We start from the raw sequence: 23,049 nt of genomic DNA, 5'->3' as shown, positions 1-23,049 counted from the left end.
AGCTACACGCTTCAATTCAATAACCGTGTGCACTCAGCTCCGGCAACCGTCCCTTCTACTCAAAGCCAACGATCTATGGCTCAGGAATGCAGGTAACTGTCCACTACCCGCTGGTACTGGCTCGGCGAGGCGCCGATATGGTGCTTGAAGAAGCGCGTGAAATGCCCCTGCTCGGAGAACCCCAATGACTCGGAAAGCAAGCCCAGGGTGCCACTACGCTCGCTGTCGAGCCAGGAAAAGGCACGCCGCATCCTCGCCGCGTTGAGCAGCAGGTTCGGTGTCATTCCGGTGTCCTTGCGAAACAGGGAATAGAAGTGCGCGCGTGACAGTCCACAGAATTTGGCCGCATTGTCGATTGGCGCCAGGTCATCCAAGTGATTGAGCAAATAGTCGGTACCTTTGCGCACCCGCGCGTCGCGGTATTCATGGGCGGTGCGAACGCCCATCCGACAGAGATGCCGCCACTGCGAGGAGTCTTCGATCAGCTGGATGAGGAAGTCGAACAAGTAAAACTCGATACGCTCCTGCGGAACCAGGTCGGGGCTGTGCATTTCAGCAATCAAACGATCCGCCAGATTGCGGTTTTGCGTGCTCAGTTCCATGGAGGATTGCGCAAAAAAGTCTGGACGACTGCTCAAGGCTAGGGACTGTTGCGCGGTGGCAAGCCAAGCCGGCTCGATATACAGAGCCAGAATCAAGGTATTGCCGGCACCTGCCTGATAATCGAAATAATGCGGTTCCCAGGCGTTGACCAAGACAGCATTGCGGTCGGTCAGCGGCACCTGACGGCCACGGACGTTGAAGAAGGTGTCGTCACCCGCCACTTTCACCAGCACATGGCATTCCGAATGGGTATGCATGACTAAGGGTTTATTCATGTTCAACAAGGCAACTCGGCCGAAATTGCCATGAAATACGCGTTGTGCGACTGACATAAGCTGTTCTCCCTCATCCGCAGGATGAGCGTTGTCCGCAGCGCTTGGTTCTATCTGCGCCGTCTTAGAAGATTTATCCCGAGGCGGTTAGCCGAAGGTGGGCAGGCGTATCAATATCCTGGTGGAGACCTGGATCCTCCACGTCGACAATCACGCAGGACGCTTCTTTCTCACGGAGGAGCTCACGGGCACCGCTATCGCCATCGACTTCCCGCAGCGCTGGCCAGCAATCTCGGCCGAACAACCCCGAATGTCCTGCATAGCGTCGATTATGCGACTGAGCAATATTTGACCAATTCACCTTGACGCACAAGTACCTCTGAGTCGCAGCGCCGATCCAGGGCATATCGCCGAGGAATAGCGCCAGCGCCAGGGCAATGACCTGATCACAAGGCATGACGCTCCCTACCGTGGTATACGCGCAGGACATCCGCCATCACTGCCAGGGCTATTTCCGCCGGTGCCTTACTGCCCAGATCCAGACCGATGGGCATGTGCAGGCGCGCGATCTGCTCGTTGGACAGGCCGCCAACGCGCTTGAGCCGCTCGGCGCGCTTGGCCGAGGTGGCCTGTGAGCCCATGGCGCCAATGTAGAACGCCGGGGTGTGCACCGCCTCCATCAGGGCCAGGTCGTCGATACGCGGATCATGGGTCAACGCCACCACCGCGGTGGCGGCGTGGCAGCCTCCGGCAGCGATAAACAACGAGGGCAGCACGCGCTGCATCTCCACGCCGTCGAGCACGATGTGCTCGACCTCCTCACGGGGATCACAGGCGATCACCTCACAGCCGATGGCACGGGCAAAAGCGGCGCAGGCCTCGGCCACCGGCGAGAGCCCGGCGAGAATCAGGCGCAGGACCGGGCCGACATGAATGCGCACCGTTTCATCGACGACTTGCACCCGTTCGCTACCCTGGTTGGCTTCCGGTTCCAGGCGCAGCGCACCACTGGTAAGGTCGACATGACGCACTAGGCGATACTGGCCGAGCAATGCCGCCTGCAGATCTTTCAGGTGCTCGACCCACTCGCCGCTGGCCGCGCGGTGCTCCACCAGCACCACCAGCACCCCACCGCACGGCAGGCGCAGGCGACGGCTTTGCTCGGCGCTGTCACCGTAGCGGACAATCTGCGCCGGCTCGCGCAACTCGCCACGCGCCATGCTGGCGAGGAACTCTTCCTCGACACAACCGCCGGAGAGCGAGCCGACATGCTCACCAGCACCGCTAGCGACCAGCACCGCCCCCGGCGCTCGCGGTGCCGAGCCATAGGTCGAGAGTACCGTACAGAACCACAACGCACGACCGGCACGAGCCCATTCGAGCGCCTGGCTGACAACCTGTAGATCGAGATGGCGCATGATTCCAGTACCCCGTAACGATGACATCACCCAAGCCCCGGCATTGAAGCGAGCAGACTTGCAGGCCGTTCCGCACTAACCCGGGCATGTGCTAGTGCGGGAAACCTCCCGGTGAAGCCTGCGTGTTTTCGTTGCAGCACTTCATCAATCTGCCGCCGTACAGACAGACTATGGATCGCGGATACCGCGCGCCTTGCCCAGCCCATGGAATATTGATCTTCACGTCCGCCGATTTGCCTTTTCGTCTGACACCCGGGATACCGGGAAGGGCTCAAAATAACGTCAGGGTGTAGCTAAGGATCAGACGGTTCTCATCGATGTCGGTGCGGTAGTTGGACCGCGCGGTGGCGTTGCGCACCCTCACCCCCAGGCCTTTGAGCGAACCGCTCTGCACCACGTAGCCGACGTCCAGGTCGCGCTCCCACTCCTTGCCCTCGAAACCGCGGCCGGTGTCGACGTTGTCGCCAGTCAGGTAGCGCACCCCGGCGACAAGGCCCGGCACGCCCATGGCGGCGAAGTCGTAGTCGTAGCGCAGTTGCCAGGAACGCTCGTCAGCCGAGTCGAAGGTCAAGGTTGGCACCTCGTTACCCAGTGGGCTGACGTTGGCGAACACCCGCGGCAGACCGTGATCGCCGAACATGGCCTGATAGCCGAGATAGACGGTATGGCCGCCATGCTTAGCCGAGAGCAGGGAATAAACGGCCTGGTTGTCGATCTCGCCCGCCAGTTGCTCGCCGTCCTCAGCCGAGCCGAAATAGCCCAGGTTGGCGCCGAGCCCCCAGTCACCGAGCGGCTCGCTGTGCTTGAGGCTGAAGAAGTGCTGGTTGTAGAGGTCTTCCAGCTGCGCATACCAGGCACCGACCGAGGTACGGTTGGCGTTGAAGGCGTAGTCGGCGCCGGCATAGTTGAAGCGGTCCGTGGTGATCAGCCCGCCGGCATTGCGCAGCGGGACGAAACCGAGCATGGCGCCCAGTTCCTCGTCACCGGCCTCGTTGCGCAGGCTGGTGGAGCGCAGCTGGCCGCCCTGCAGGGTCAGGCCGGCGATCTCGCTGGAGACGATACTGGCGCCCTGGTAGGTCGGCGGCAGCAGGCGGATATCGCCGAAGTACAGCACCGGCAGCATCAGCTGCTGTTCGCCGATCTTCAGCTCGGTCTTCGACAATTTGACCTTCAGTGCCGCCCCCAGGCGGCTGTAGTCATCGGCCGCCCTGCCCTCGTCGGTCACCGGCAGCAGGCCGGTATTGACCCGATCCGTGCTGCTATCGAGCTTGATCCCCAGCAGGCCCAAAGCATCCACGCCAAAGCCCACGGTGCCCGGAGTGTAGCCGGATTTGACATTGAGGATGAAACCCTGGGCCCACTCCTCGGCCTTGGACTGCTGGTTCGGCCCGACGATGTCGGAGAAGTCGCGACTGAAGTAGTAATTGCGTGCTTGCAGGGTCGCCGTGGCGTCCTTGAAAAGATCGCTTTCGGCAGCCAAAACCTGGAACGGCAACCCCAGCAGCAAACCGGTGTAGAACAGCCAATGGGTGGGTTGGCATGGGCGAGTTAAGGGAAAGGCCATTGTTGTAAGCTCTCTTTCTTATTAGATTTTTAGGCGAAAGAGTTCCCACGGGCCTCTTGCAGGTCCATGTGTGGCAGTGGGAACTCTTGAGAGGTACAGCGTTTAAGAAGTGCGCGGTTTGTCGTTACTGGCCGACGGCAACGCGACTCTAGGCGGCCCGCTCACGGTGCAACTCGCCGAGCAACCAGGACACCGCCACGCCGATCACCAGCGCCCAGAACGGCGCGCTGATACCGAACAGGCTGAACTTGCTCATGGCCACCACCAGGGCGACGAATGCACCGATCTGGCAACCGGTCTCTTTGTGGAAGGCCTGCTGCAACGAGCTGAGCAAAACGCCGATCATCGCCAGGCCGGCGACCACCAGGATCAACTCACGCGGCAAGGCGAGGATGAACGGCACGGCGACACCGGCGAATACGCCAAACAGGGCGAACAGCACGCCATTGACCAGGGTCGCCCCGTAGCGTTGACGCGGATCGTCGCCGGCCTGCTCGGAACTGCAGATCGCCGTCATTGGCCCGGCGATATTGGCGTTATGCCCGCCCAACAGCCCTGCCACCATGCCGCCCACGCCGCTCACCACGGTCATCGCATTGACCGGTGGCTTGTAGCCCTCGACCATCAGCACACCGGTGGCCTGGGCATTCTCGGCACCGATTACCAGCGCCGCCAGCGGCACCGATATGGCGAAGAAGGTAGCCAGGGTGAACATGGGCGTGGTGAAAGCCGGCATGACGAAGGCGATATCCACTTCTGCCGGCTTCAGCAGGCCCAGAGCCAAGGCCGCGGCGAACCCCACCACCCCGGCAGCCAGGACCGGCGGCACCGCCTTGACGAAGCGCATGACCAGGAAGAAGGTCAGCGCCGCCAGACCGGCCATCAGCGGAGCGCTGCCGACTGCATCTACCGCGCCGACGCCGAAGCGGATCATCGCCCCGGCGATCATCGCCATGACGATGGGCATCGGCAGCCAGCGCATCAACTTGCCGATCACCCCGCTCAAGCCGAGCAGCAAGACCAGCGCACCGCTCATGATGAAAGCGCCGACCGCCTGGCGAAAATCCAGACCGCCAAGTGCCGCGATCAAGATCGCCGCGCCAGGAATCGAATAAGCGCCGCAGATCGGCTGGCGGTAGCGCAGCGCCATGCCGATGCTGATCAGTCCGCCGAGGACGTAGATGGCGAATAGCCAGGCAACCGTCTGGCCATCGCTCAAATGGCCGGCTTCGGCGGCGCTGATGACGATCAGCGCCGGCCCGGAACAGCCGAACAGCGCGGCTACTACCCCGGCGCTGACCGACTTGAGGTTGAATGCCTCTCGGAGTGAGTAGCCCGATGAGGCGTCGGAAGGTGGTGCAAAGACAGTGTTCGCTTTATTGCCAGGCATGACCCGTTCTCCGCGATTGTTATTGTACTGCGGTATGGCCGTTGTCTGCCGAGGCCTGCCGCAGGCAAGCCCCGACGGGAAGATCACTCGCCGCGGAATACCGCCGGCCGCTTGCTGTGGAACGCCTCGACGCCTTCTTTGAAATCATACGAGCTGCGCAGGCGGCTGTAGCAGTGGCCTTCCATCTCGATGGCCACGCTCAGCGGCGCGTCTTCGTTGTCGTTGATCAACCGCTTGGCCGTGCGCTGGGCCAGCGGCGAGAAGCGCCGCAGTTCATCGACCAGCGCGTCTACCGTGCTTTCCAGCCTGGCGTCCGCCACGCACTCGGTGGCGATACCCCACTCGTAGGCCTGTTCGCCGCTGATGCGTTTGGCACGCATGACCATGTGCTTGGTGCGGGCCACACCGATGATCTTCTGCAGGCGCGCCGAGCCACCGGAGCCGGGGATCTGCCCGAGATTCTGCTCGGGCAATGCGTAGCGAGTAGTCTCCGAGGCGATACGGAAATCGCAGGCCAGCGACAGCTCGAAACCAACGCCGAAGGTGTAGCCACGGTTGACGGCGATCACCGGCTTCTCGCAGCGCGCCGGTGCGGCGACGTTCCAGGCCAGTTTGGAGACGTGCTCCGGCGAGGCCTCGAGGAAGCCCTTGATGTCGCCGCCGCTGGAGAAGTGCTCGCCCACCGCGCGCAGCACGATGACGCGCACCTGCGGATGTGCGTCAAGCGCTTCGAAGACCTGGCGCAGCTGGTCGCGCTGGCCCATGGAGATGACGTTCAGCGGCGCACGGTTGAGGATGATATCGGCGCGCTCACGGGCCGCATCGACCTCGACCTGGAAGCCGTCGAACGGGGTTTCGAGAAATTGCTGGATCGCTTGCAGTTGCATGATAGATGTCCTCGGGATAATGAGCGGTCAGCCTTTTTGGGCCTGTTCCTGGTACTGAGCCAGCAAGACGCGGCGCAGCACCTTGCCAACGGGGGATTTGGGAATTTGCTCGGTGAACTGGTAACGCCGCGGCCGCTTGAACTTGGCCAGGCCGGAGGTGATGCAGTGGGCATCCAGTTCGCTTTCGCTGACCTCGGCACGCAGCTTGATGAAGGCAGCGATGATCTTGCCCCACTGCTCGTCCGGTAAACCGACCACCACCACTTCCTCGACGGCGGGGTGCAGTGAGAGCACGTTCTCGATCTCCACCGGACTGACGTTCTCGCCGCCGGTGATGATCAGGTCGTCCACTCGCCCGGTGACAAACAGGTCGCCGTCCTCATCGAAATAGCCGGTGTCACCGGTGAAATACCAGCCTTCGCGCAGCGCCTTGGCCGTGGCTTCGGGGCGGTTCAAGTAGCCTTCGAACGCCTCGTCACTGGCCAGGTCGGCGATGATCTGGCCCTCCTCCATGGGCTTGGTTTGCACCTGTGCCGATTCGGCGTCGATCGGCACCACCCGCACCCGCTGGTTCAGCGCGCTGCGCCCTGAGGAGCCAGGCTTGCGGCTGGCCTGCTGGTCGATGGTGAAGGTATAGATCTCCGAGCTGCCGTAGTGGTTAACGAACAACTGTGGCTGGAACGTCTGCTCGACGCGGCGCATCAGCCCGTCGCTCATTGGCGCGCCGGCGAAGCCGATTTTCTCCACGCTGGCGACCTGTTCGCGGGAGAAGGCTGGGTGCTCGATGAGCATGTGATAGAGGGTCGGCACCAGGTACAGGTTGCTGACCTGTTCCCGCTCGATAGCCTCCAGGGTGGCCTCGACGTCGAACTTCGGCACACAGACGAAATGCCCGTCGATCAGCGCCATGGCCAGCAGCGAGCGCACGCCCATGGTGTGGTACAGCGGCATCACGCCGAGGGTGCACTCGCCGTGGCGATAGAGGTTCTGCGCCACATGGGCGACCGCCGCGGCGCGTTCCGCGCGATGCCGGCGCGGTACGCCCTTGGGCTTGCTGGTGGTGCCGGAGGTATAGAGCAGCAGGGAGAAATCCTCGGGCGTGGCGCGCAGGATGGTCGCTGTCGGCGCCTCTGCGCACAGCTCGGCGAAGCTCAGGTCGCCGTCTGCGGCGCGCTCACCCGCGGCGATCCGCGGCAGATCGATCGCGGCCGCGCAGGCAGCGACCGCGGCAACGGTGGAGTCGTCGTAGGCCAATGCGCGGATCTGCGCATCCTCGATGCAGTAGGCCAACTCCTCGGCAGTCGAGCGCCAGTTCAGCGGGGTCATGACGATGCCGGCGAACTGGCAGGCCCAGTGCAGGGTCGCCATCTGCCAGCGGTTCTGCATGGCCACCAGCAGGCGATCCCCCCTGCCCAGCCCCAGTGACTCGAGGCCGTGGGCGGCACACTGGATATCGGCGAACCACTGTTCGTAGGTTTTTTTCACTGTGCCGTCGCTGACCGCAGTGGCCAGCGGGCGGCGTTCCACGGCAGCGAGAAAGCTGCGTCCGAGATCGAACATTATTGTTGTACCTCTTCGTTCGTTTGGCGTTGGGCAGCCACTTCCAGCACCGCCTGGACGATGCCGGTGTAACCGGTACAGCGGCACAGGTGCCCAGAAAGCATGTCGCGCACTTCGGCCTCGCTCGGGTCGGGCTGCCGCTCGAGGAAATCCACGCAGGACATGAGGATGCCCGCAGTGCAGAAACCGCACTGCAGGGCGTGATGACGGCGGAACGCCTGTTGCAGGTCGCTCAGCGTATCGTCGTCGGCCAGCGATTCGACTGTCTCGATCCGCCGCTCGTGGGCCTGCACGGCGAGCATCAGGCAGGAGCGCATGGCGACGCCGTCCACCAGCACCGTGCAGGCGCCGCAGACGCCGTGTTCGCAGCCGACATGGACGCCTGTGGCGCCGAGGTCGTGGCGCAGGAAATCGCACAACTGGGTGCGCGGCTCGGCCAGGCCTTCGCGCGAGCGACCATTGAGTTCGAGACGGACGGGGAAACGTTGTTCGGCGGTTGCGCGCATGTTCAGACTCCTTCGATGAGCCGGTGACCCAGCTCGCGAATCAGTTGCCGGCGGTAGACCGCGCTGGCGTGCACATCGTCCTGGGCGTCGAGCGACCAGGCGGTTTCGTTGAGCGCATCCGCCAGCGCCGCGCCGCGCGGCAGGCTACGCACCACCGGGCGATCGGCGACCCCGCCGACGCCCAGGCGCACCTCGTCGGCGCCGACACAGGCGGCCAGCGAGACGATGGCGAAGTCGCCGTGGCGCATGGCGATTTCCTGGAAGCGGTAGCTGATGCCCTCGCGTTTGAGCGGGAAGCGCACCTCGACGACCAGTTCGCCGGCGCGTTTGTCGGTGGTGAGGATGCCCTGGAAAAACTCGGCGGCCGTGACCACGCGCCTGCCCTTCTTCGACTCCAGGACGATCTCGCCGCCTAAGGTCACCAGGCACAGCGGCAGCTCGGCGCTGGGGTCGGCGTGGGCCACCGAACCGCACACTGTGCCGCGGTTGCGGGTCTGGAAGTGGCCGATCCAGGGCATCGCCAGAGCCAGCAGCGGCACCTCGTCGACCAGCGTCGACCGCGCCAGCAACTGCGCCTGGCGCACCGCCGCGCCAACCGCCAGACGATCCTTGCGCAGCTCGATATAGTCCAGGTCGGCGACCTGGTTGATGTCGATCAGCAGTTTGGGCTGGGCCAGGCGCATGTTCAGCACCGCCATCAGCGACTGCCCGCCGGCAATGATGCGCGCCTCCTGGCCATACTCGGCGAGCAGCTCCAGGACCTGGCGGCGGCTCTCGGCGCGGACATAATCGAAGGCAGCCGGTTTCATTGCGCACCTCCCTTGCCGAACAGCCTGGCGAACAGCGCACGCAGGCGCGCCCACCAGCCACCGGCGATCGCCTGGCCACTAACCCGCTGCGACAGGCGGGTGAAAATCTGCCCAATGATCACTTTCGAGGCCCCTTGCATCATGCGGCTGCCGACCGCGGCGACCTTGCCGCTGACTGCGACCTGGTATTGATATTCCAGGCGCGTGTGACCGTTCTCCAAGGCGACGAAACGCACCCTGGCGTGGCCCTCGGCCGAGCCCATGGAACTGGTGCCGGAGCCGGACAGGCGCAACGAATGCGGTGGGTCCAATTCGCTCAAGGCGACCTTGGCCTCGAAGCGTGCGCGGATCATGCCGACGCCGACGGTGACGTCCGCGCGGTAGCGATTCTCGCCCTGCAGTTCGAGGGCATGGCAGCCGGGGATGATCGCCGCCAGGGTGGCCGGGTCGAGCAGGGTGTCGAACACCTGCTGTGGCGGGGCCGGGATCACCACCGCATCGTTGGCGCGCAGGGCCGAACCACCGGCCGGCTCTGTGGCGAAACCGTCGTCCTGCTGCATGCCGGCCGGCCGCGGCGGCTCGTCGATGCCGATCAGCGTGCGCACCTTCGAAGGTGTCAGCGGGAGGCGGATGTCGGCGCGGCCGAGGGCATCGGCCACGGCGTTGGCAATGCATACCGGAGTGCTCATGTTGTTGCCCTCGCCGACGCCCTTGGCCCCCAGGAGGGTGAACGGCGACGGTGTTTCCAGATGCAGGATCACGGGCTCGATCACTTCCGGTGCAGTGGGCACCAGGTAGTCGGCGAAGGTTCCAGAGAGGAAGCTGCCGTCCTCGCCATAGGCGAACTCCTCCATCAGTGCCGCGCCAAGCCCCTGGGTAAAACCGCCGCGGATCTGCCCGTCGACCAGCGCGGGATTGAGCAAGCGGCCGGCATCGTGGCACGTCACGTAGCGGTCAATGTGAATCTCGCCGGTGACGCGGTCGATCTCCAGGCCACAGATGTCAAAGACGAAGCCGTAGCACAGCGAGCTGTTGATGAGATCGCAGTCGTCTGGCGCCATGAGCTGCGGCGGGCTCCAGAATGCGGTCTCGCGCAGGCCACCCGGCTCGCCTTGCGGGAGCAGGCCAGGCGTCCAGTGGGTGGCGCCGGCGATGCGGTGAAAGGGTGCAGAAGGACCACCGTTAGCGACGAAGATCTTGCCGTCGGCGAAGCGGATGTCTTCCGGTTTGGCTTGCAGTTGCGCGGCGGCGATCGCGGCGAGGCGATCGCGCACCTTCAGCGCAGCCTGGTAGACCACCCCGGCCACCGCGCCGGCGAAGCGGCTGGAATAGTTGCCCGAGGCGATCGACCACGCATCCTTCTGGGTGTCCAGTTCGACGTTGACCACGATCGACTCCAGCGCCACGCCGAGCACATCGGCGACTACCTGAGCCACCGCGGTCTGGTGCCCCTGGCCCTGGGGCGTCGAAGAGACGTGCACGCTGACGTCACCGAGCGGGCCGACGTTGATGGTCGCCGTGCTCACCGCACCGTTCTTCGGCCCGGCCTTGCGCCGTTCCTCGGGAGTCATCGCAGTGGTGATGTAGCCCATGTTGGAGATCGACGGCTCGATCACCGCGGCATAGCCGATGCCGTACAGCCGGCCTTCGCCGCGCGCCTGGTCGCGGCGGCGCAACAACTCGTCGAGACCGCCGTCCTTGATCGCCAAATCGATGCCGGCCTGGTAATTGCCGGAATCCAGCAGAGCGCCGGCCGCGGCACGGTAGGGGAAGGCGTCGGCCGGTACCAGGTTGCGGCGGATCACCTCCAGCGGATCGAGATCCAACTGCACGGCGATATGCTGCAACAGACGTTCTAGGGCGAAGTACACCTGCGGGCCGCCGAAGCCTCGGTTGAGGCCGGTGGGGGTCTTGTTGGTCAGCACCACGCGGTTGCGCACCAGCAGATTACGAATCGCATAGGCACCCGTGAGGTTGCCGTGCATGCGGTAGAAGGTGGCCGGCTCCGGTGCGCGCAAGTAGGCGCCGCAGTCGTCGATCTGGTCATAACGCAGGGCGGTGATGCGACCGTCTGCCTGCACCGCCGCCTCGATTTCGGTGACCCGATTGGTCGCAGAGGAAGCGCCTTGCAGATGCTCGAGGCGGTCTTCGACCCATTTCACCGGGGCTCCGACCTTGCGTGCCGCCAGTCCCATCATTACCACGTAGGGAAACACGCCCTGTTTGATACCGAAGCTGCCGCCGGAGTCTTTCGGCGTGCGCAGACGCAGGCGGTTGCTCGGCACGTTGAGCGCGCGGGCCATCACCGTGTGCAGCGCATAGGGTCCCTGGAAGTTAGCCAGCACATCGTAGATGCCGGTGGCGCGCCCGTACTGGGCAAGCACCACGTAACATTCGATGGGGGTGCAGGAGCTGCGCGGAAAGCGCACCTTCAACGATACCCGGTGCGGCGCTTGCTCGAAGGCCTGTTCCGGTTCCCCGTAGCGGAAATGCCGCTCGTTGACCACGTTGCTGCCGACTGCCTCATGCAGCACCGGCGCCTGTTCGGTGGTGGCGGCCTCTGGGTCGATGATCGGCGGCAGCAGCTCATAGTCGACACGTACGCCTTCCAGGGCGTCTTCGGCCAGGTAACGGCTCTCGGCGATCACTACCGCCACCGGCTCACCGACGTAGCGCACCTTGTCCACGGCGATGCACCAATGCTCCATCGGCTGGCGCACGCCGACCGGGAATGGCAAGGCCCAACGCCTGACGTCCTCACCAATGAGTACGCCGTGCACGCCTTTCATCAGCAGCGCTTTGGAGAAGTCCACGGCCGTGATGCGCGCATGGGGATGAGGTGAACGGACAATGGCGGCATGCAGAGTACCGGGCGGGGTGGCAGCATCGTCGGCATAGCAACCCAGGCCACGCAGCAATGCAGCGTCCTCGACACGGGTCTGGCGAGCTCCGATATGGCCACTGTGCTGGGTAATGAGGTCAGGCTGATATAGGTTCATCACTACTTCTCGCGTTTATTGTTGTGCGCGATTTACTCGTAGTGAAGTGTATGGAGCCTAACCAGCCGGCCGCCTTGCCTGGGCCGATGAATATCTGTCCGGAAGTCCGCTGGACTGCCTTTTAGTCTGATGGGTGAGGAGAATTCGAACCTGTCTTGCTCCACTAGACCCGGCTCAGGCCCGAGGCGCTCTACTCGATGAGCGCTTCCTACTGGATGACGGGGAGTCGGCGAGGGTAGGCCATCAGGTGACCGGGCGCGCTGGAGCCAAAGCAGACATTTATAGACCTGGGATGACGTTTTAGGGCTTGTCTTTATCCATGACTGTGATCGCCCTCACTCCTTCAGCTGCAAGTCGCATCGCGTCTGTTGCTCTTTCCAGTAAGCACACTATTTCATCGGGTTGGTAATTTGGCTCGATATCATTCGTACATATCCAGCGTTGTACTTGCTGCTCGTAGGTATGGGTATATGCAGACAGGACATGGTAGGCCTTATCGTAAAGAATGCTACGGGCCGATTTGAGATTGAATAGTTTCCCGAGTTCAGTGATGACACTCGCCATGTCGACCTGTCTCTTTGCCCCGGTTGCAATTCGGTCTACCTGCTCATCCGTTGCGCAACGGGAAACCCAAAGGCCGCGCAATGTAGCCTCCAATAAAAGTCGTAGCAGCGCCATTGCGGTAGCTTCAAGGGCAGGTCGGTTCGATAGCAGGATCAATATTGAAGAGTGATGTTGTTGTGCGATAGCGAAACAAGCAGCAGCGGTTTTTGATCGAGCATCAGACTTCAGGCGAAGACCGTGCAGGCGCTGTGAAATAATCGCTGCCTCTTTACGTGATTCAGATAGCGCACTCTCGTAGGTCATGACTGGAGTTCACTCAATTTGGTGCGAAGATCACGGATATTTATAAACCCCAGGAGAACGAAGATCAGAATTCCAGGTGTCATTGCTAGCACCATTCGTTTCATAACATCTATCGATCCAATGGTTGCCAATACCGTTAATGCCACCCCGCATCCGTAAAAGCTGATTAGCCCCCAATTGAGCCACAGCATTTGCCGTTGCAGTTTGTAGCTGCCGGACATCGACACTGCTCTCGCAGTACCAATGGCAATCCAGATCAGTAGTGCATACACGGCAGCGATGATCGCGAGCAAGCCAACTGATTGCCCGCCCAGCTTATTGAGGAAGAGTGCAGCGCCCATAATTGCAAAGCCTACTGCACCAATAAGATTCATTGCGCGTGTTTTCTGAAATGAACTCAAGAGTCGCTCCTTTAAAAGTGGCTTAGCTGTTCCATCAATGAATATTCTAAGGGATCGACCGCTGAATTCTAACGACTAGGTTCAACGGGTGGGTTTTGGCCCGAAGCGAACAACTTGGTGCCGGTTAGACGCCCATTTGCCTGCACCAACGGGAACAAAGCCAGCAATTGAGATGCCATGGGTTCGGCTCCTGGCGAAACGATCCCGTGAACATCAGTCGAGTAACGAAGTTAGTACGGGTTTTTGTGCAGTCTGCTGAGCGTAACGACCCAATCCGGGGGCTGCTCCGAAATCTGGAGTCCCTGCGAATGAGCCATCGCCCAGAGCTTTTCAAGGTTATGACGTATGGCATTTTCCTTGAGTGTTTTGAGCCCATCATCTGATCCGTCTCTGGACAGGTAGGCTTTCAGCAAACATTCCAAGACGTGTGCAGCAACTAGAGCAAGAGCGGGAGCACAGGCGGGGGGAGCGTCGGCCAGTACCTTGACGCCGGGGATCATGCTCTCCGCTACACCGAGATAGGTATGGGGCGGGGTCGCTGGGGCATTTCTGACTGGATCGAGCGTGACATTCGATGACCCGGTGATGGGTTCCATGCAAGGGCACCCCGTGGATACGGCGACGCTGCAAGTGTAGCCCCTCTAGGGGCGATACCCCTGTGTCGCCCCACGTCCGCTTGTGTCCCGCCTCTAACAGACACGTAACAGACACGAAATGCCATCGCCCAACAAAAAAGGCTTACCGCAAAAACGGTAAGCCTTTGATTTTATTGGTGCCCGGAGCCGGGGTCGAACCGGCACGCTGTTACCAGCGAGGGATTTTAAGTCCCTTGCGTCTACCAATTTCGCCATCCGGGCGGTAGCGCTGCTCTGCCAGGGCAGATAACGGTCACCCCATTGGGGGCGCCGATCGAAGGCGGGACTATAAACAGTCCCCCCTCTTGTCGCAAGAACGTGAGGCCAAGTATCAAAGCTTAAGAAAAAGCCCCGTAAATCAAAGATCTACGGGGCTTTTCTATGATGGAGGCCGAAGTCGGAATCGAACCGGCGTACACGGATTTGCATTCCGACCATAAAGCCACGCAATTTCAACAGCTTACGCGAATTTCGTTTCCGTAACAATCAGATTATGACCAGCCTGCAAGCCAGCAACGGCGCGGGCCTGCCTTTTCGATGCGGAAACGATTTTCGCCCTAAATCAGATGCCCCCAGCTCCCTCCTGCCCCCCTCATATCGAGTTTCAGCCCGCTGGTCTTCTCCTTTTGGCGAAGCCTTTTCGATCAGGCTAATTCATCCATGCAGTCTTACTCGAGATTGGGCGTTAGTAGGAGAATCAGCATGTACTGCGAACACTGCGAGGCGCAAACTCCAGCCGACGCATTGATCTGTCCTTCATGCAAGTTCCCGGCTTCCAGGCAGCCACGCTCAGGCACGGAACTGCCAGAACGAACCAAGGGATCACCTGATTGGCAGGGAATGCTGAGGCCGCTTGGAGTCTACCCACTGAACATCGCCTTGTTCGTCGGCTTCATTGGTTGGCTGCAAAACAACTCACACACTGAAGTCATCCAGGCTGCCGTTGGTGGCTTCCTGGTGGGCCTAATGGTAGCGACAACAGCGGTGATCGTTGATTTGCTCCGACGAGAATGATCATCGCAGCCCCTCTTTCTGCTTCTGGATACAGTCCAATACCTGGGCAGCACACTTCTCCAACTCTGCCTCCAGGCGAGCAGCGTTCGATAGCCCAGCGGACGCTTGCATCAACCAAGCAGTAACACCAAGGGACGACGAGCGGTATACCGTAGCTCAATGACAATCCCTGCTAGATGGCAAGGGCAGATCATGGCTTGGAAAAATGCACCGCATGTGATGGTACCGGCCGACTATGCCGAGTTCTTCCGCAACGTGGTGGTCAGCGGAATGCAATTGGAAAGGCTGGGCTTGGAGTACACCTCCCCCGCGAACCTCTCGATCATCACCGGCTGGGGCCAGTCGATCGAGGGGACGATCAACGACAAGGATCCGGTGATCGTCGACCGCGGCGTAACCGAGTTCGCTGGCGACGGGGTCTACGTCCTGACCTGGGACGAACACCTCTATATCAAGCGCCTGCCGAAAGCAGACGCCGATCACTTCGACCTGATCTCGGACAACCCCAAGCACAAAGACCGCACCGTGTCCGTCGCAGAAGTGACTATCCACGCCAGGGTGCTCTACGTGTGGAGCGGAAAGAAGCTGTAGGCGGAACGCCTTAAAGTTGTCGGACGGCCCATAGCCAGCCAAGGCGAGCGCTGGCTATGATGGCAATCCAACATCAAGACAAGGAGGTCGCCATGCGCACCACTCTGCTCGCAGCATCGATTGCCCTGATGACCACTGGCTGCGCCAGCATCTTCAGCGAGGAAACCTACCCCGTCCAGGTCACCAGCGCGCCATCGGGCGCCAGCATCGAGATCCGTGACGAAGACGACAACGTTGTCTACAACGGCACCACGCCGGCCACCGTCAAGCTCGCTTCAAGCGCTGGCTACTTCGACGGCGAGATGTATACCGTCAAGTTCAGCAAGCCCGGGTATGCCGACGAGCAGTTCGTGGTCAACTCGGGCATTGATGGCTGGTACTGGGGCAACCTCCTAATAGGCGGCGTGCTCGGCATGCTGATCATCGATCCGGCCACAGGCGCCATGTACGACCTGCCCACCAAGGCCGGGGCCACTCTCAAGCCGCAAGTCATGGCGCCAGCAACGCTTGGCAACCCTCCGCTCGGCCAGACCCAATGGCAGCATAACCAACTCCAGATGCTCCAGCAGCAACAGGGCCTGAGCTACGAGGAGTACCAGAGGCGATACCGGGAAATCACGGAGAACTGACGATGCCAGTTCATCCTACCCTCCAGCCCAGGGAGTGGGCCCTTGTCGCCTTCGAGCGCTGCGTTGTCGTTCGCGAAGAGCAGCACGGCTATCGAGTAGTCTTCAATACGGTCAGGCCCAAAAGCCAACTGATCACATGGGATGGAGATGAGTGGATATTCGTAGGCCAGGTCAGGAGCGCCGAGGGCGAACCTGACCTGGATCCGTTCGTTAGAACACTGATGACCGGCTAGCGGCGGTATCGGGAGATTGCGGGGCAGTGAGGCGCGAACATGGATGAGGCAGTAGAGCTTCTCAGGTACGAGATCAAGAACGTCAGGCCGGTGACAACCGAAGCTTACGCCCAGGGCTTGATGGCTGTTGCGGACGAGTTCGAGGAGTTCATCGCTCTGCACGTCGCGAAAAACGAAAAAGCCGCGTTCAGGATGAACATGGCGTCCGTGAGCAATGGCAGCCTTATTTCAGACATTGCCCCATTTCTAGCCGGAACCCCGCCACTACTTGACGTACTGAAGAGTGTCGGCGACTACGCGACCTACTTGAAAGCTCTGTTCGACTGGATGCTTTCCAAAGGCGATCGACCTGAAATTGCCGACGAGAGGAAAACGCTCAAGAATATTTCCAACATCGTGAAACCCACCATTCACGACAACGGGGCGCAGATGAACATAGGGACGATCAGCGGCGGAACATTCAACATCAATGTCTCGCTTAGCGAGCCTCAGGCCAGAACCATCCTTGGCTTGGCCAAGAGTCGGCTGGATACCATCAGCGAAGTGGCTCAGGGCGTCCCGCACAAAGGAGTACTTTTCTACTGGGACCAAGCGAACAGAAAGCTGAATGCGAAATCCGGTGACAAGGAGCGCGTTGACGACCTTGCCGACCATGCGGTTAACGTACGCTTTGCCGATGAGAGCCTGAAGCAGCAGATGGCGCTCGACCACGAGAATCCCTTCCGCAAGGCCTACCTGGTGGATCTATTTACTCAGACTGCCCACGGCGGGCGCATAGCGCTCTACACAATCAGTCGCCTCATCGACGTGATCGACATTGAACCGGGGGCTGATTAGAGACTCCTGATACAGAGGCCCCGCCTCCGAGCGGGGCTTTCCGCATCTGCCCTTCCCACCCCAACCGCGGACTCAAAGGAACATCGTGAAGAAGAAACTAGGCCTATTGGTATGGACGGCCATCGTCGCCGCGGTCTCGTTTACAGCAGGATGGAAACTGCACCTCGACCGGGATCCGAACGGATCGCCGCGTTACGGGAGCCTCGGACTCCCAGCAAACTGTCGCGCGCTCATCCACGCCAACATTGATGGATGGCGCTCGAAGGATTTCGATGCGCTGGAAGCGCTCGGCTCCATCGAAAGGAACTGCGGAGTCGTCGGCTCTCTCTGGAGCTATCGGCCTGAATAGCTTCTCACGCCTGGCGTGACTGAGCTCCTCCCCACGGGCGAGCGCAGAAGTGGGCCGCAGGCGAATTCGATCAGGCCAAGGGCTAGTGTGTCATCATCACAAAACCGTCATCAGCCGAATCTAGAATGACCGCCAGCTGAAGGATCAGCCCCATCGACAAAGCCCGCCCTGTGCGGGCTTCGTCGTTTCTGGGCTACCCTTTCCCCTCCAACCCTGGAGAGGAAAGGGTCATGTGCGGCCGCATCGCCCAATTCGGCCCCTTCCGTGAGATCGTCGATCTGCTGACCGGCTGGCCGAGCCCATATCCAGAGGCGGAGGAAGCCCCGCCCCGGTACAACCTGCCGCCGACAGCGCAAGCGCGGCTGCTGAATGTCGAGGGTGATGACCTGGTAGCCCAGCGGGTGCGCTGGGGTTGGCGCCCGCACTGGGCGACCGACAAGCCGGCACCGACCAATGCCCGCGCTGAGAAGGTCGCGCATGGCCCCTTCTTCCGTACCATCTGGCCGCACCGTGCGCTCTGCCCTATCGATGGCTGGTTCGAATGGGTGAACGAGGGCGGGCCGAAGAAACAGCCCTACTTCATCCGCAGACAGGATGGCGCGCCGAGCTTCTGCGCGAGCATCGGTCAGTACCCGGGTGGCGGCCATGAGCCCAGCGAGCATGACGGCTTCGTAATCATCACTGCGGACAGCCAGGGTGGCATGGTCGACATCCACGACCGCCGGCCGGTGGTGTTCGCTCCGGATCTCGCCCAGGAATGGCTGGATCCGGCCACGCCCAAGGAGCGCGCCGAGGAAATGATCCTGCAGCAAGGTGAGCTGTCGGAGGTCTTCGAGTGGTTCCCCGTCAGTAAGGACGTCGGCAATGTGCGCAACGACCGGCCCAACTTGATCGAGCCGATCAACTGGAGGATCACGCCATGAGCACAGACCCGAATGTCCGCACGCCCGAACCGAAACCCCAGGGGCCCCAGCAAACCACCAGAAACGGTGCCGGCTCCGGACGTGAAGCGCATGAGCAACAATGCCCCCAGCAAAGACAAGCGACCAGACGACTGGGAATAGTTTGCGAGATTGCGTCCCGCGTGCCCCCCCATTTTCGTTCCCACTAAGCACTGCTTACATGGCCAGGGACCGCCGAGAAAGCGACTGGCAGAAAGCGGCCGATAGGGAACATTGGAGTAGGAAAAATAGATCTGTCCCTTTTTCGACCGGCTTTACGCCAGGCCATTTTCGAACTCTGACTTGCCCAGCAAACGTCGGCAGGAGAGATGTCCTGGGGCCAGGACTGCCCATCAGCGACGGCTTCGGCCACCTTCGAGTGGTCTTTTTGCATTAGCGGGTAATACTTTTCTGCAAAGGTGGGCGTGTTGCTGGCGGCGCGCGCCGCGGGGAGGTGTGAGGTGAACAAGCTATCAATTGTGGGTGTCGGCATGGTGGGTGAGGCGGCGGCTCAGATCATCGCCCGGGAAGAGTTCTGTCGTGAGTTGATGTTGATTGATGTGCAGGGTGAGTTGGCACAGGGCAAGGCGCTGGACGTCTGGCAGGCGGCAGTTGAGTCAGGTTCTGATACCAGGGTTTACGGCGGGTCCAATGCCGAGTTGCTTCAGGATTCTGACCTGGTGGTGATTACGGCGGGTGTGCCCCGCAAGCCTGGTCAGTCGCGCCAGGACGTATTGAGTATCAATCTACCAATTCTCGATAGCATCATGCTGGATATTAATCGTCATGCTCCGGCGGCGACGGTGTTGGTGGTGTCGAACCCGGTCGACGTGCTGACCTATCGGGCTTGGTGTCTCAGCGGGCTGGGACGCGACAGGGTGTTCGGGCAGGCGGGGGTTTTGGATACAGCGCGCATGAAGTGTTTCATTGCCGAGGAGACAGGGTTTTCTGCTCGGGATATCACGGCGCTGGTGCTGGGAGGGCATGGCGATAGCATGGTGCCGCTGATGCGATACTGTGCGGTCGGTTCGGTGCCGCTGTCTCACTTCCTGTCCAGTCAGCAGATAGAGCGGATTGTGGAGCGCACACGTCAGGGTGGCGGCGAGATTCTGGGTTTGAAGAAGCTGGGGAGCGCCTGCGATGCTCCGGGCGTAGCAATTGCACAGATGGTGGATGCTATCGCCAATGGACGGAACCGCATTTTGCCGGCGGTCGCGATTCTCGAGGGCGAGTACGGGCGAACAGGTATTGCCATGGGTGTCCCCTGTGTGCTGGCAGCGGAGGGGGTTGTGCGGGTGATCGAGTTGTCTCTGGATGCACAGGAGCAGGCGATGTTCGACCGTTCTGCAGATCAGGTGGTGCGTGATATTGCTGAAATGAATGCTTTGTGAGCGGGGGTATATGAGGGGGGGTTGGGCGCAAGGGGGGCTCGGCACGTTCATTGATGAACTCTTGGAGCGCCGGGCCTTGAACGGCATTCGTGGCTCCTACCTGATCACCAATGGAAACGGCCTGCGCATGAGCTACCCGATGCTGAGGAACCGCTGGGATGAGGCACGCACCGAAGCCGCCAAGAAGGCAGAGGCAGATTGCGACCTAGGCCTGGCCGAACGGATCAGGCAATTCCAGTTCCGCGACATCCGCCCGAAAGCTGCCAGCGAGATTGACGACCTGGGTCGAGCCAGTCGCCTGCTTCGGCACTCCAAGGAGCAGATCACGAAGACGGTCTACCGGCGCGTGGGCGAGATCGTCGAACCCACGAAATGACGGGGAGTTGCGGAAATGGCCTGCGAAAGTTGCGGAAACCACATTTTTCGCAGGCAGAAAAAAGCCCCGTAGATGTTTGATCTACAGGGCTTTTTAGATGGAGGCCGAAGTCGGAATCGAACCGGCGTACACGGATTTGCAATCCGCTGCATGACCACTCTGCCATCCGGCCTTAAACGAAGACGCCGCTTTTGGCGGCGTCAACTTTACAATCTGGAGCGGGAAACGAGACTCGAACTCGCGACCCCGACCTTGGCAAGGTCGTGCTCTACCAACTGAGCTATTCCCGCTTTGTCTTGGTGACGGGCGCCATTCTATAGGATCGTACCTGCCCGTCAACCCCTTGATTCAAAAAAGTTTTATTTTCCCTCCGGGTCAGTACTGAGGTGCGGCCAGGCAGCCAGGAGATACTGCAGCATGGACCAGAGGGTCAGAGCGGCCGCCAGGATAAGCAGCAAGTAACCACCCAGGACCCACATGGTGAACTGCGGTGGGTTGCCTAGCAAAATCACGAGGGCTGCCATCTGTGCCGCGGTCTTCCATTTACCCAAGTTGGAAACCGCTACATGTGCCCGCGCGCCAAGTTCGGCCATCCACTCACGCAGGGCCGAAACCACGATTTCCCGACCGATGATGATCGCTGCAGGCAGAGTCAGCCACAGCGTGTGGTGCTCTTCCACCAGTAGCACAAGGGCCACCGCCACCATCAACTTGTCCGCGACCGGATCGAGGAAAGCACCAAAGGGGGTGCTCTGCTGCCAACGACGAGCCAAGTAACCGTCGAACCAATCCGTCACGGCGGCGATTGCGAATACCGCACTAGCTGCCAGGTAGCTCCAAGAGAACGGCAGATAGAACAGCAGGATGAAGACAGGTATGAGCAGGACGCGTAGAACGGTGAGCAGATTAGGAATATTCATCGTTACGGCTGATTCCGAAGGAAGGCCGCATTCTACTCGCTGTGCAAGGCCGCATAAATCGACTCGGCCAGCTTTTTGCTGATACCCGGCGCTTTAGCGATTTCCTCGACGCTCGCACGAGTCAGCTCCTGCAGCCCGCCAAAATGCTTGAGAAGCTCTCGACGCCGCTTCGGCCCGACCCCCGCCACCTCCTCCAGACTCGAAGTACGCCTGGCCTTTCCACGCCGCGCGCGGTGGCCGGTGATGGCAAATCGATGCGCCTCGTCACGGATCTGCTGGATCAAATGCAGCGCGGGCGAGTCAGCCGGCAAGGTGAACTCATGGGTAGCATCATTGAGGTAAAGCGTCTCGAAGCCTGGCTTGCGGGTAACGCCCTTTGCCACGCCCAGCAAAATCAGCTCGGGGACGGCCAACTCCTGAAGCACTTCACGCGCCATGGCCATCTGGCCCTTGCCGCCATCCACCAGCAGAATGTCGGGCAGCTTGCCCTCCCCTTCCTTCAACTTGCTGAAGCGGCGGGACAAGGCCTGGTGCATGGCTGCGTAGTCGTCGCCAGCAGTTACGCCCTCGATGTTGTAACGCCGGTAGTCCGACTTGAGCGGCCCTTCCGGGCCGAATACCACGCAGGAGGCAACTGTGGCTTCACCGCTGGAGTGGCTGATGTCGTAACACTCCAGGCGCTGAGGCGTCTCGTCCAGGCTCAGTGCCTCGGCCAGGCCATCGAAACGCGCAGCCAGGTGCTGGCGATTGGCCAGACGAGCAGTCAATGCCTGTTCGGCATTGGTAACCGCAAGTTGCTGCCAACGTGCACGGGTGCCTCTTACGCGATGGCTGATCACGACCTCCCGCCCCTTCAGCTCGGCGAGGGCAGCAATCAGCGTCGGAACGTCTTCATGAACGGCATTGACGATCAACTCGCCAGGCAAGTCGCGCTCATGGTTGCTCAGGTAGTACTGGGCCAAGAAGGCGACAAGCACATCGCCCGCCTCTTCTTCGATGGCTACCTGGGGGAAGAAATTCTTGCTGCCCAGAACCCGGCCGCCTCGAACACTGATCAGATGGACGCAAGCCCCCCCCGCCGTGGCGATCGCTGCCACGACATCAATATCGCCATTGCCGCCCTCCATGCTCTGCTGATCCTGGACCCGTCGCAGCAGGGCTACCTGGTCACGCAGCTCGGCTGCCCGCTCGAAGTCCAGTCGCTGAGCTGCCTGCTCCATTCCACTGGACAGCTCCTGGGCCAGGGCATTGCTGCGCCCCTCGAGGAACATCACTGAGTGTCGAACATCTTCTGCATACTCATTTGGCTCGACCAGACCGACACAGGGGGCCTTGCAACGTTTGATCTGATACTGCAGACAAGGCCGGGTGCGGTTCTTGTAGTAGCTGTCCTCACACTGGCGAACCAGAAATGCTTTCTGTAGCAAGCCCAGGCTTTCCCGTATGGCGCCAGCGCTAGGATACGGCCCGAAATAGCGCCCCTTCGACTTCTTGGCGCCACGATGAATGCTCAGTCGCGGAAATTCGCCATCGCTCAGAAACACATAGGGATAGGACTTATCGTCCCGTAGCAGGATGTTGTAGGGCGGCCGCCATTCCTTGATCAGCGTCTGCTCCAGCAGCAGCGCCTCGGTTTCGTTGGCGGTGATGGTCGTTTCGACTTGTTCGATCCGAGCCACCAGTGCAGCTGTCTTCGGCGCGAGCCCGGACTTGCGGAAATAGCTGGAGAGGCGCTTCTTGAGGTTTTTTGCCTTGCCTACATAAAGCAACTTGCCGCTTGCATCGAGCATCCGGTAAACCCCCGGACGACCGCTGCATGCGGCAAGAAATGCGCTGGCATCAAATGATTCGGACATC

The 23,049-nt window shown here is 61.0% G+C and carries 22 protein-coding genes, 3 tRNA genes and 1 pseudogene; 8 read left to right on the top strand and 18 right to left on the bottom strand.

From position 1 onward, the window contains the following. Positions 1-80: 80 nt before the first annotated feature. The 14 genes from OXH74_RS18715 to OXH74_RS18650 all read right to left on the bottom strand — a co-directional run bounded on the left by OXH74_RS18715 (position 81) and on the right by OXH74_RS18650 (position 14,133). Entirely contained in the window at positions 81-935 is an 855-nt protein-coding gene (locus OXH74_RS18715; RefSeq protein WP_375738301.1) for an AraC family transcriptional regulator, read from the bottom strand. Positions 936-1,008: 73 nt separating this feature from the next. Further along, complete coding sequence (locus tag OXH74_RS18710) at positions 1,009-1,332, bottom strand: NTP transferase domain-containing protein (protein ID WP_375738300.1); 324 nt, start codon at positions 1,330-1,332, stop codon at positions 1,009-1,011. Next, entirely contained in the window at positions 1,322-2,293 is a 972-nt protein-coding gene (locus OXH74_RS18705) for an XdhC family protein (protein WP_375738299.1), read from the bottom strand. Before OXH74_RS18705 ends, OXH74_RS18710 begins: the two co-directional genes overlap by 11 nt. 271 nt (positions 2,294-2,564) lie before the next feature. After that, a complete protein-coding gene (locus OXH74_RS18700; protein WP_375738298.1) occupies positions 2,565-3,857 on the bottom strand; it encodes an OprD family porin in 1,293 nt (430 codons plus the stop codon). A 148-nt stretch (positions 3,858-4,005) separates the two neighbouring features. Beyond that, positions 4,006-5,247, bottom strand: a complete 1,242-nt coding sequence (locus tag OXH74_RS18695; RefSeq protein ID WP_375738297.1) for a benzoate/H(+) symporter BenE family transporter — start codon at positions 5,245-5,247, stop codon at positions 4,006-4,008. An 83-nt stretch (positions 5,248-5,330) separates the two neighbouring features. Then, on the bottom strand, positions 5,331-6,134 hold the full coding sequence (locus OXH74_RS18690) for an enoyl-CoA hydratase/isomerase family protein (RefSeq protein ID WP_375738296.1): 804 nt from the start codon (positions 6,132-6,134) through the stop codon (positions 5,331-5,333). A 27-nt stretch (positions 6,135-6,161) separates the two neighbouring features. After that, positions 6,162-7,694 (bottom strand): AMP-binding protein, encoded by a 1,533-nt coding sequence (locus tag OXH74_RS18685; protein WP_375738295.1) that lies wholly within the window; start codon positions 7,692-7,694, stop codon positions 6,162-6,164. Further along, positions 7,694-8,200 carry a (2Fe-2S)-binding protein gene (locus OXH74_RS18680; RefSeq protein WP_375738294.1) on the bottom strand — a complete coding sequence of 169 codons (507 nt, stop codon included), beginning with the start codon at positions 8,198-8,200 and terminating at the stop codon, positions 7,694-7,696. Before OXH74_RS18680 ends, OXH74_RS18685 begins: the two co-directional genes overlap by 1 nt. A 2-nt stretch (positions 8,201-8,202) precedes the next feature. Then, complete coding sequence (locus OXH74_RS18675) at positions 8,203-9,009, bottom strand: FAD binding domain-containing protein (protein WP_375738293.1); 807 nt, start codon at positions 9,007-9,009, stop codon at positions 8,203-8,205. Next, positions 9,006-12,008 carry a molybdopterin cofactor-binding domain-containing protein gene (locus OXH74_RS18670; RefSeq protein WP_375738292.1) on the bottom strand — a complete coding sequence of 1,001 codons (3,003 nt, stop codon included), beginning with the start codon at positions 12,006-12,008 and terminating at the stop codon, positions 9,006-9,008. The genes OXH74_RS18675 and OXH74_RS18670 overlap by 4 nt, the downstream gene beginning before the upstream one ends. Before the next feature lie 300 nt (positions 12,009-12,308). Continuing rightward, positions 12,309-12,875 (bottom strand): DUF6988 family protein, encoded by a 567-nt coding sequence (locus OXH74_RS18665; RefSeq protein ID WP_375738291.1) that lies wholly within the window; start codon positions 12,873-12,875, stop codon positions 12,309-12,311. Beyond that, on the bottom strand, positions 12,872-13,276 hold the full coding sequence (locus OXH74_RS18660) for a hypothetical protein (RefSeq protein ID WP_375738290.1): 405 nt from the start codon (positions 13,274-13,276) through the stop codon (positions 12,872-12,874). Before OXH74_RS18660 ends, OXH74_RS18665 begins: the two co-directional genes overlap by 4 nt. A gap of 230 nt (positions 13,277-13,506) precedes the next feature. Further along, entirely contained in the window at positions 13,507-13,872 is a 366-nt protein-coding gene (locus tag OXH74_RS18655; protein ID WP_375738289.1) for a hypothetical protein, read from the bottom strand. A 174-nt stretch (positions 13,873-14,046) separates the two neighbouring features. Next, positions 14,047-14,133 (bottom strand) — tRNA-Leu (locus tag OXH74_RS18650). A gap of 480 nt (positions 14,134-14,613) precedes the next feature. Here OXH74_RS18650 and OXH74_RS18645 point away from each other — a divergent pair. The 8 genes and pseudogenes from OXH74_RS18645 to OXH74_RS18610 form a co-directional block, all read left to right on the top strand. Then, entirely contained in the window at positions 14,614-14,925 is a 312-nt protein-coding gene (locus tag OXH74_RS18645) for a hypothetical protein (RefSeq protein ID WP_375738288.1), read from the top strand. Positions 14,926-15,117: 192 nt separating this feature from the next. Next, positions 15,118-15,516 carry a helix-turn-helix transcriptional regulator gene (locus tag OXH74_RS18640; RefSeq protein ID WP_375738287.1) on the top strand — a complete coding sequence of 133 codons (399 nt, stop codon included), beginning with the start codon at positions 15,118-15,120 and terminating at the stop codon, positions 15,514-15,516. 92 nt (positions 15,517-15,608) lie between these two features. After that, the gene (locus OXH74_RS18635; RefSeq protein ID WP_375738286.1) at positions 15,609-16,145 is read left to right on the top strand and encodes a hypothetical protein; all 537 of its coding nucleotides are present in this window, start codon (positions 15,609-15,611) and stop codon (positions 16,143-16,145) included. Between the two features lie 272 nt (positions 16,146-16,417). Beyond that, the gene (locus OXH74_RS18630) at positions 16,418-17,215 is read left to right on the top strand and encodes a hypothetical protein (RefSeq protein ID WP_375738285.1); all 798 of its coding nucleotides are present in this window, start codon (positions 16,418-16,420) and stop codon (positions 17,213-17,215) included. An 85-nt stretch (positions 17,216-17,300) separates the two neighbouring features. Next, on the top strand, positions 17,301-17,564 hold the full coding sequence (locus OXH74_RS18625; protein ID WP_375738284.1) for a hypothetical protein: 264 nt from the start codon (positions 17,301-17,303) through the stop codon (positions 17,562-17,564). A gap of 230 nt (positions 17,565-17,794) precedes the next feature. Then, the gene (locus tag OXH74_RS18620; protein ID WP_375738283.1) at positions 17,795-18,487 is read left to right on the top strand and encodes an SOS response-associated peptidase; all 693 of its coding nucleotides are present in this window, start codon (positions 17,795-17,797) and stop codon (positions 18,485-18,487) included. A 479-nt stretch (positions 18,488-18,966) separates the two neighbouring features. After that, on the top strand, positions 18,967-19,896 hold the full coding sequence (locus tag OXH74_RS18615) for a malate dehydrogenase (RefSeq protein WP_375738282.1): 930 nt from the start codon (positions 18,967-18,969) through the stop codon (positions 19,894-19,896). Between the two features lie 34 nt (positions 19,897-19,930). After that, positions 19,931-20,272: pseudogene (locus tag OXH74_RS18610) on the top strand (integrase); the annotation flags it as partial. Between the two features lie 98 nt (positions 20,273-20,370). On the opposite strand, the gene OXH74_RS18605 reads toward OXH74_RS18610, so the two are convergent. From OXH74_RS18605 to uvrC, 4 genes are all read right to left on the bottom strand, one after another. Then, a tRNA-Cys gene (locus OXH74_RS18605) sits at positions 20,371-20,444 on the bottom strand. A 42-nt stretch (positions 20,445-20,486) separates the two neighbouring features. Beyond that, positions 20,487-20,562 (bottom strand) — tRNA-Gly (locus OXH74_RS18600). Positions 20,563-20,631: 69 nt separating this feature from the next. Then, positions 20,632-21,192 carry a CDP-diacylglycerol--glycerol-3-phosphate 3-phosphatidyltransferase gene (gene pgsA, locus OXH74_RS18595; protein WP_375738281.1) on the bottom strand — a complete coding sequence of 187 codons (561 nt, stop codon included), beginning with the start codon at positions 21,190-21,192 and terminating at the stop codon, positions 20,632-20,634. Between the two features lie 32 nt (positions 21,193-21,224). Beyond that, on the bottom strand, positions 21,225-23,048 hold the full coding sequence (gene uvrC, locus OXH74_RS18590; RefSeq protein WP_375738280.1) for an excinuclease ABC subunit UvrC: 1,824 nt from the start codon (positions 23,046-23,048) through the stop codon (positions 21,225-21,227). Position 23,049: the final 1 nt, after the last annotated feature.

This window comes from Metapseudomonas boanensis (assembly GCF_042232855.1).
In the GTDB taxonomy this organism is placed as follows: Bacteria; Pseudomonadota; Gammaproteobacteria; order Pseudomonadales; family Pseudomonadaceae; genus Metapseudomonas; species Metapseudomonas boanensis.
Note: the sequence above shows the minus strand (reverse complement) of the source record. Positions and strands in the feature narration are given on the sequence as shown.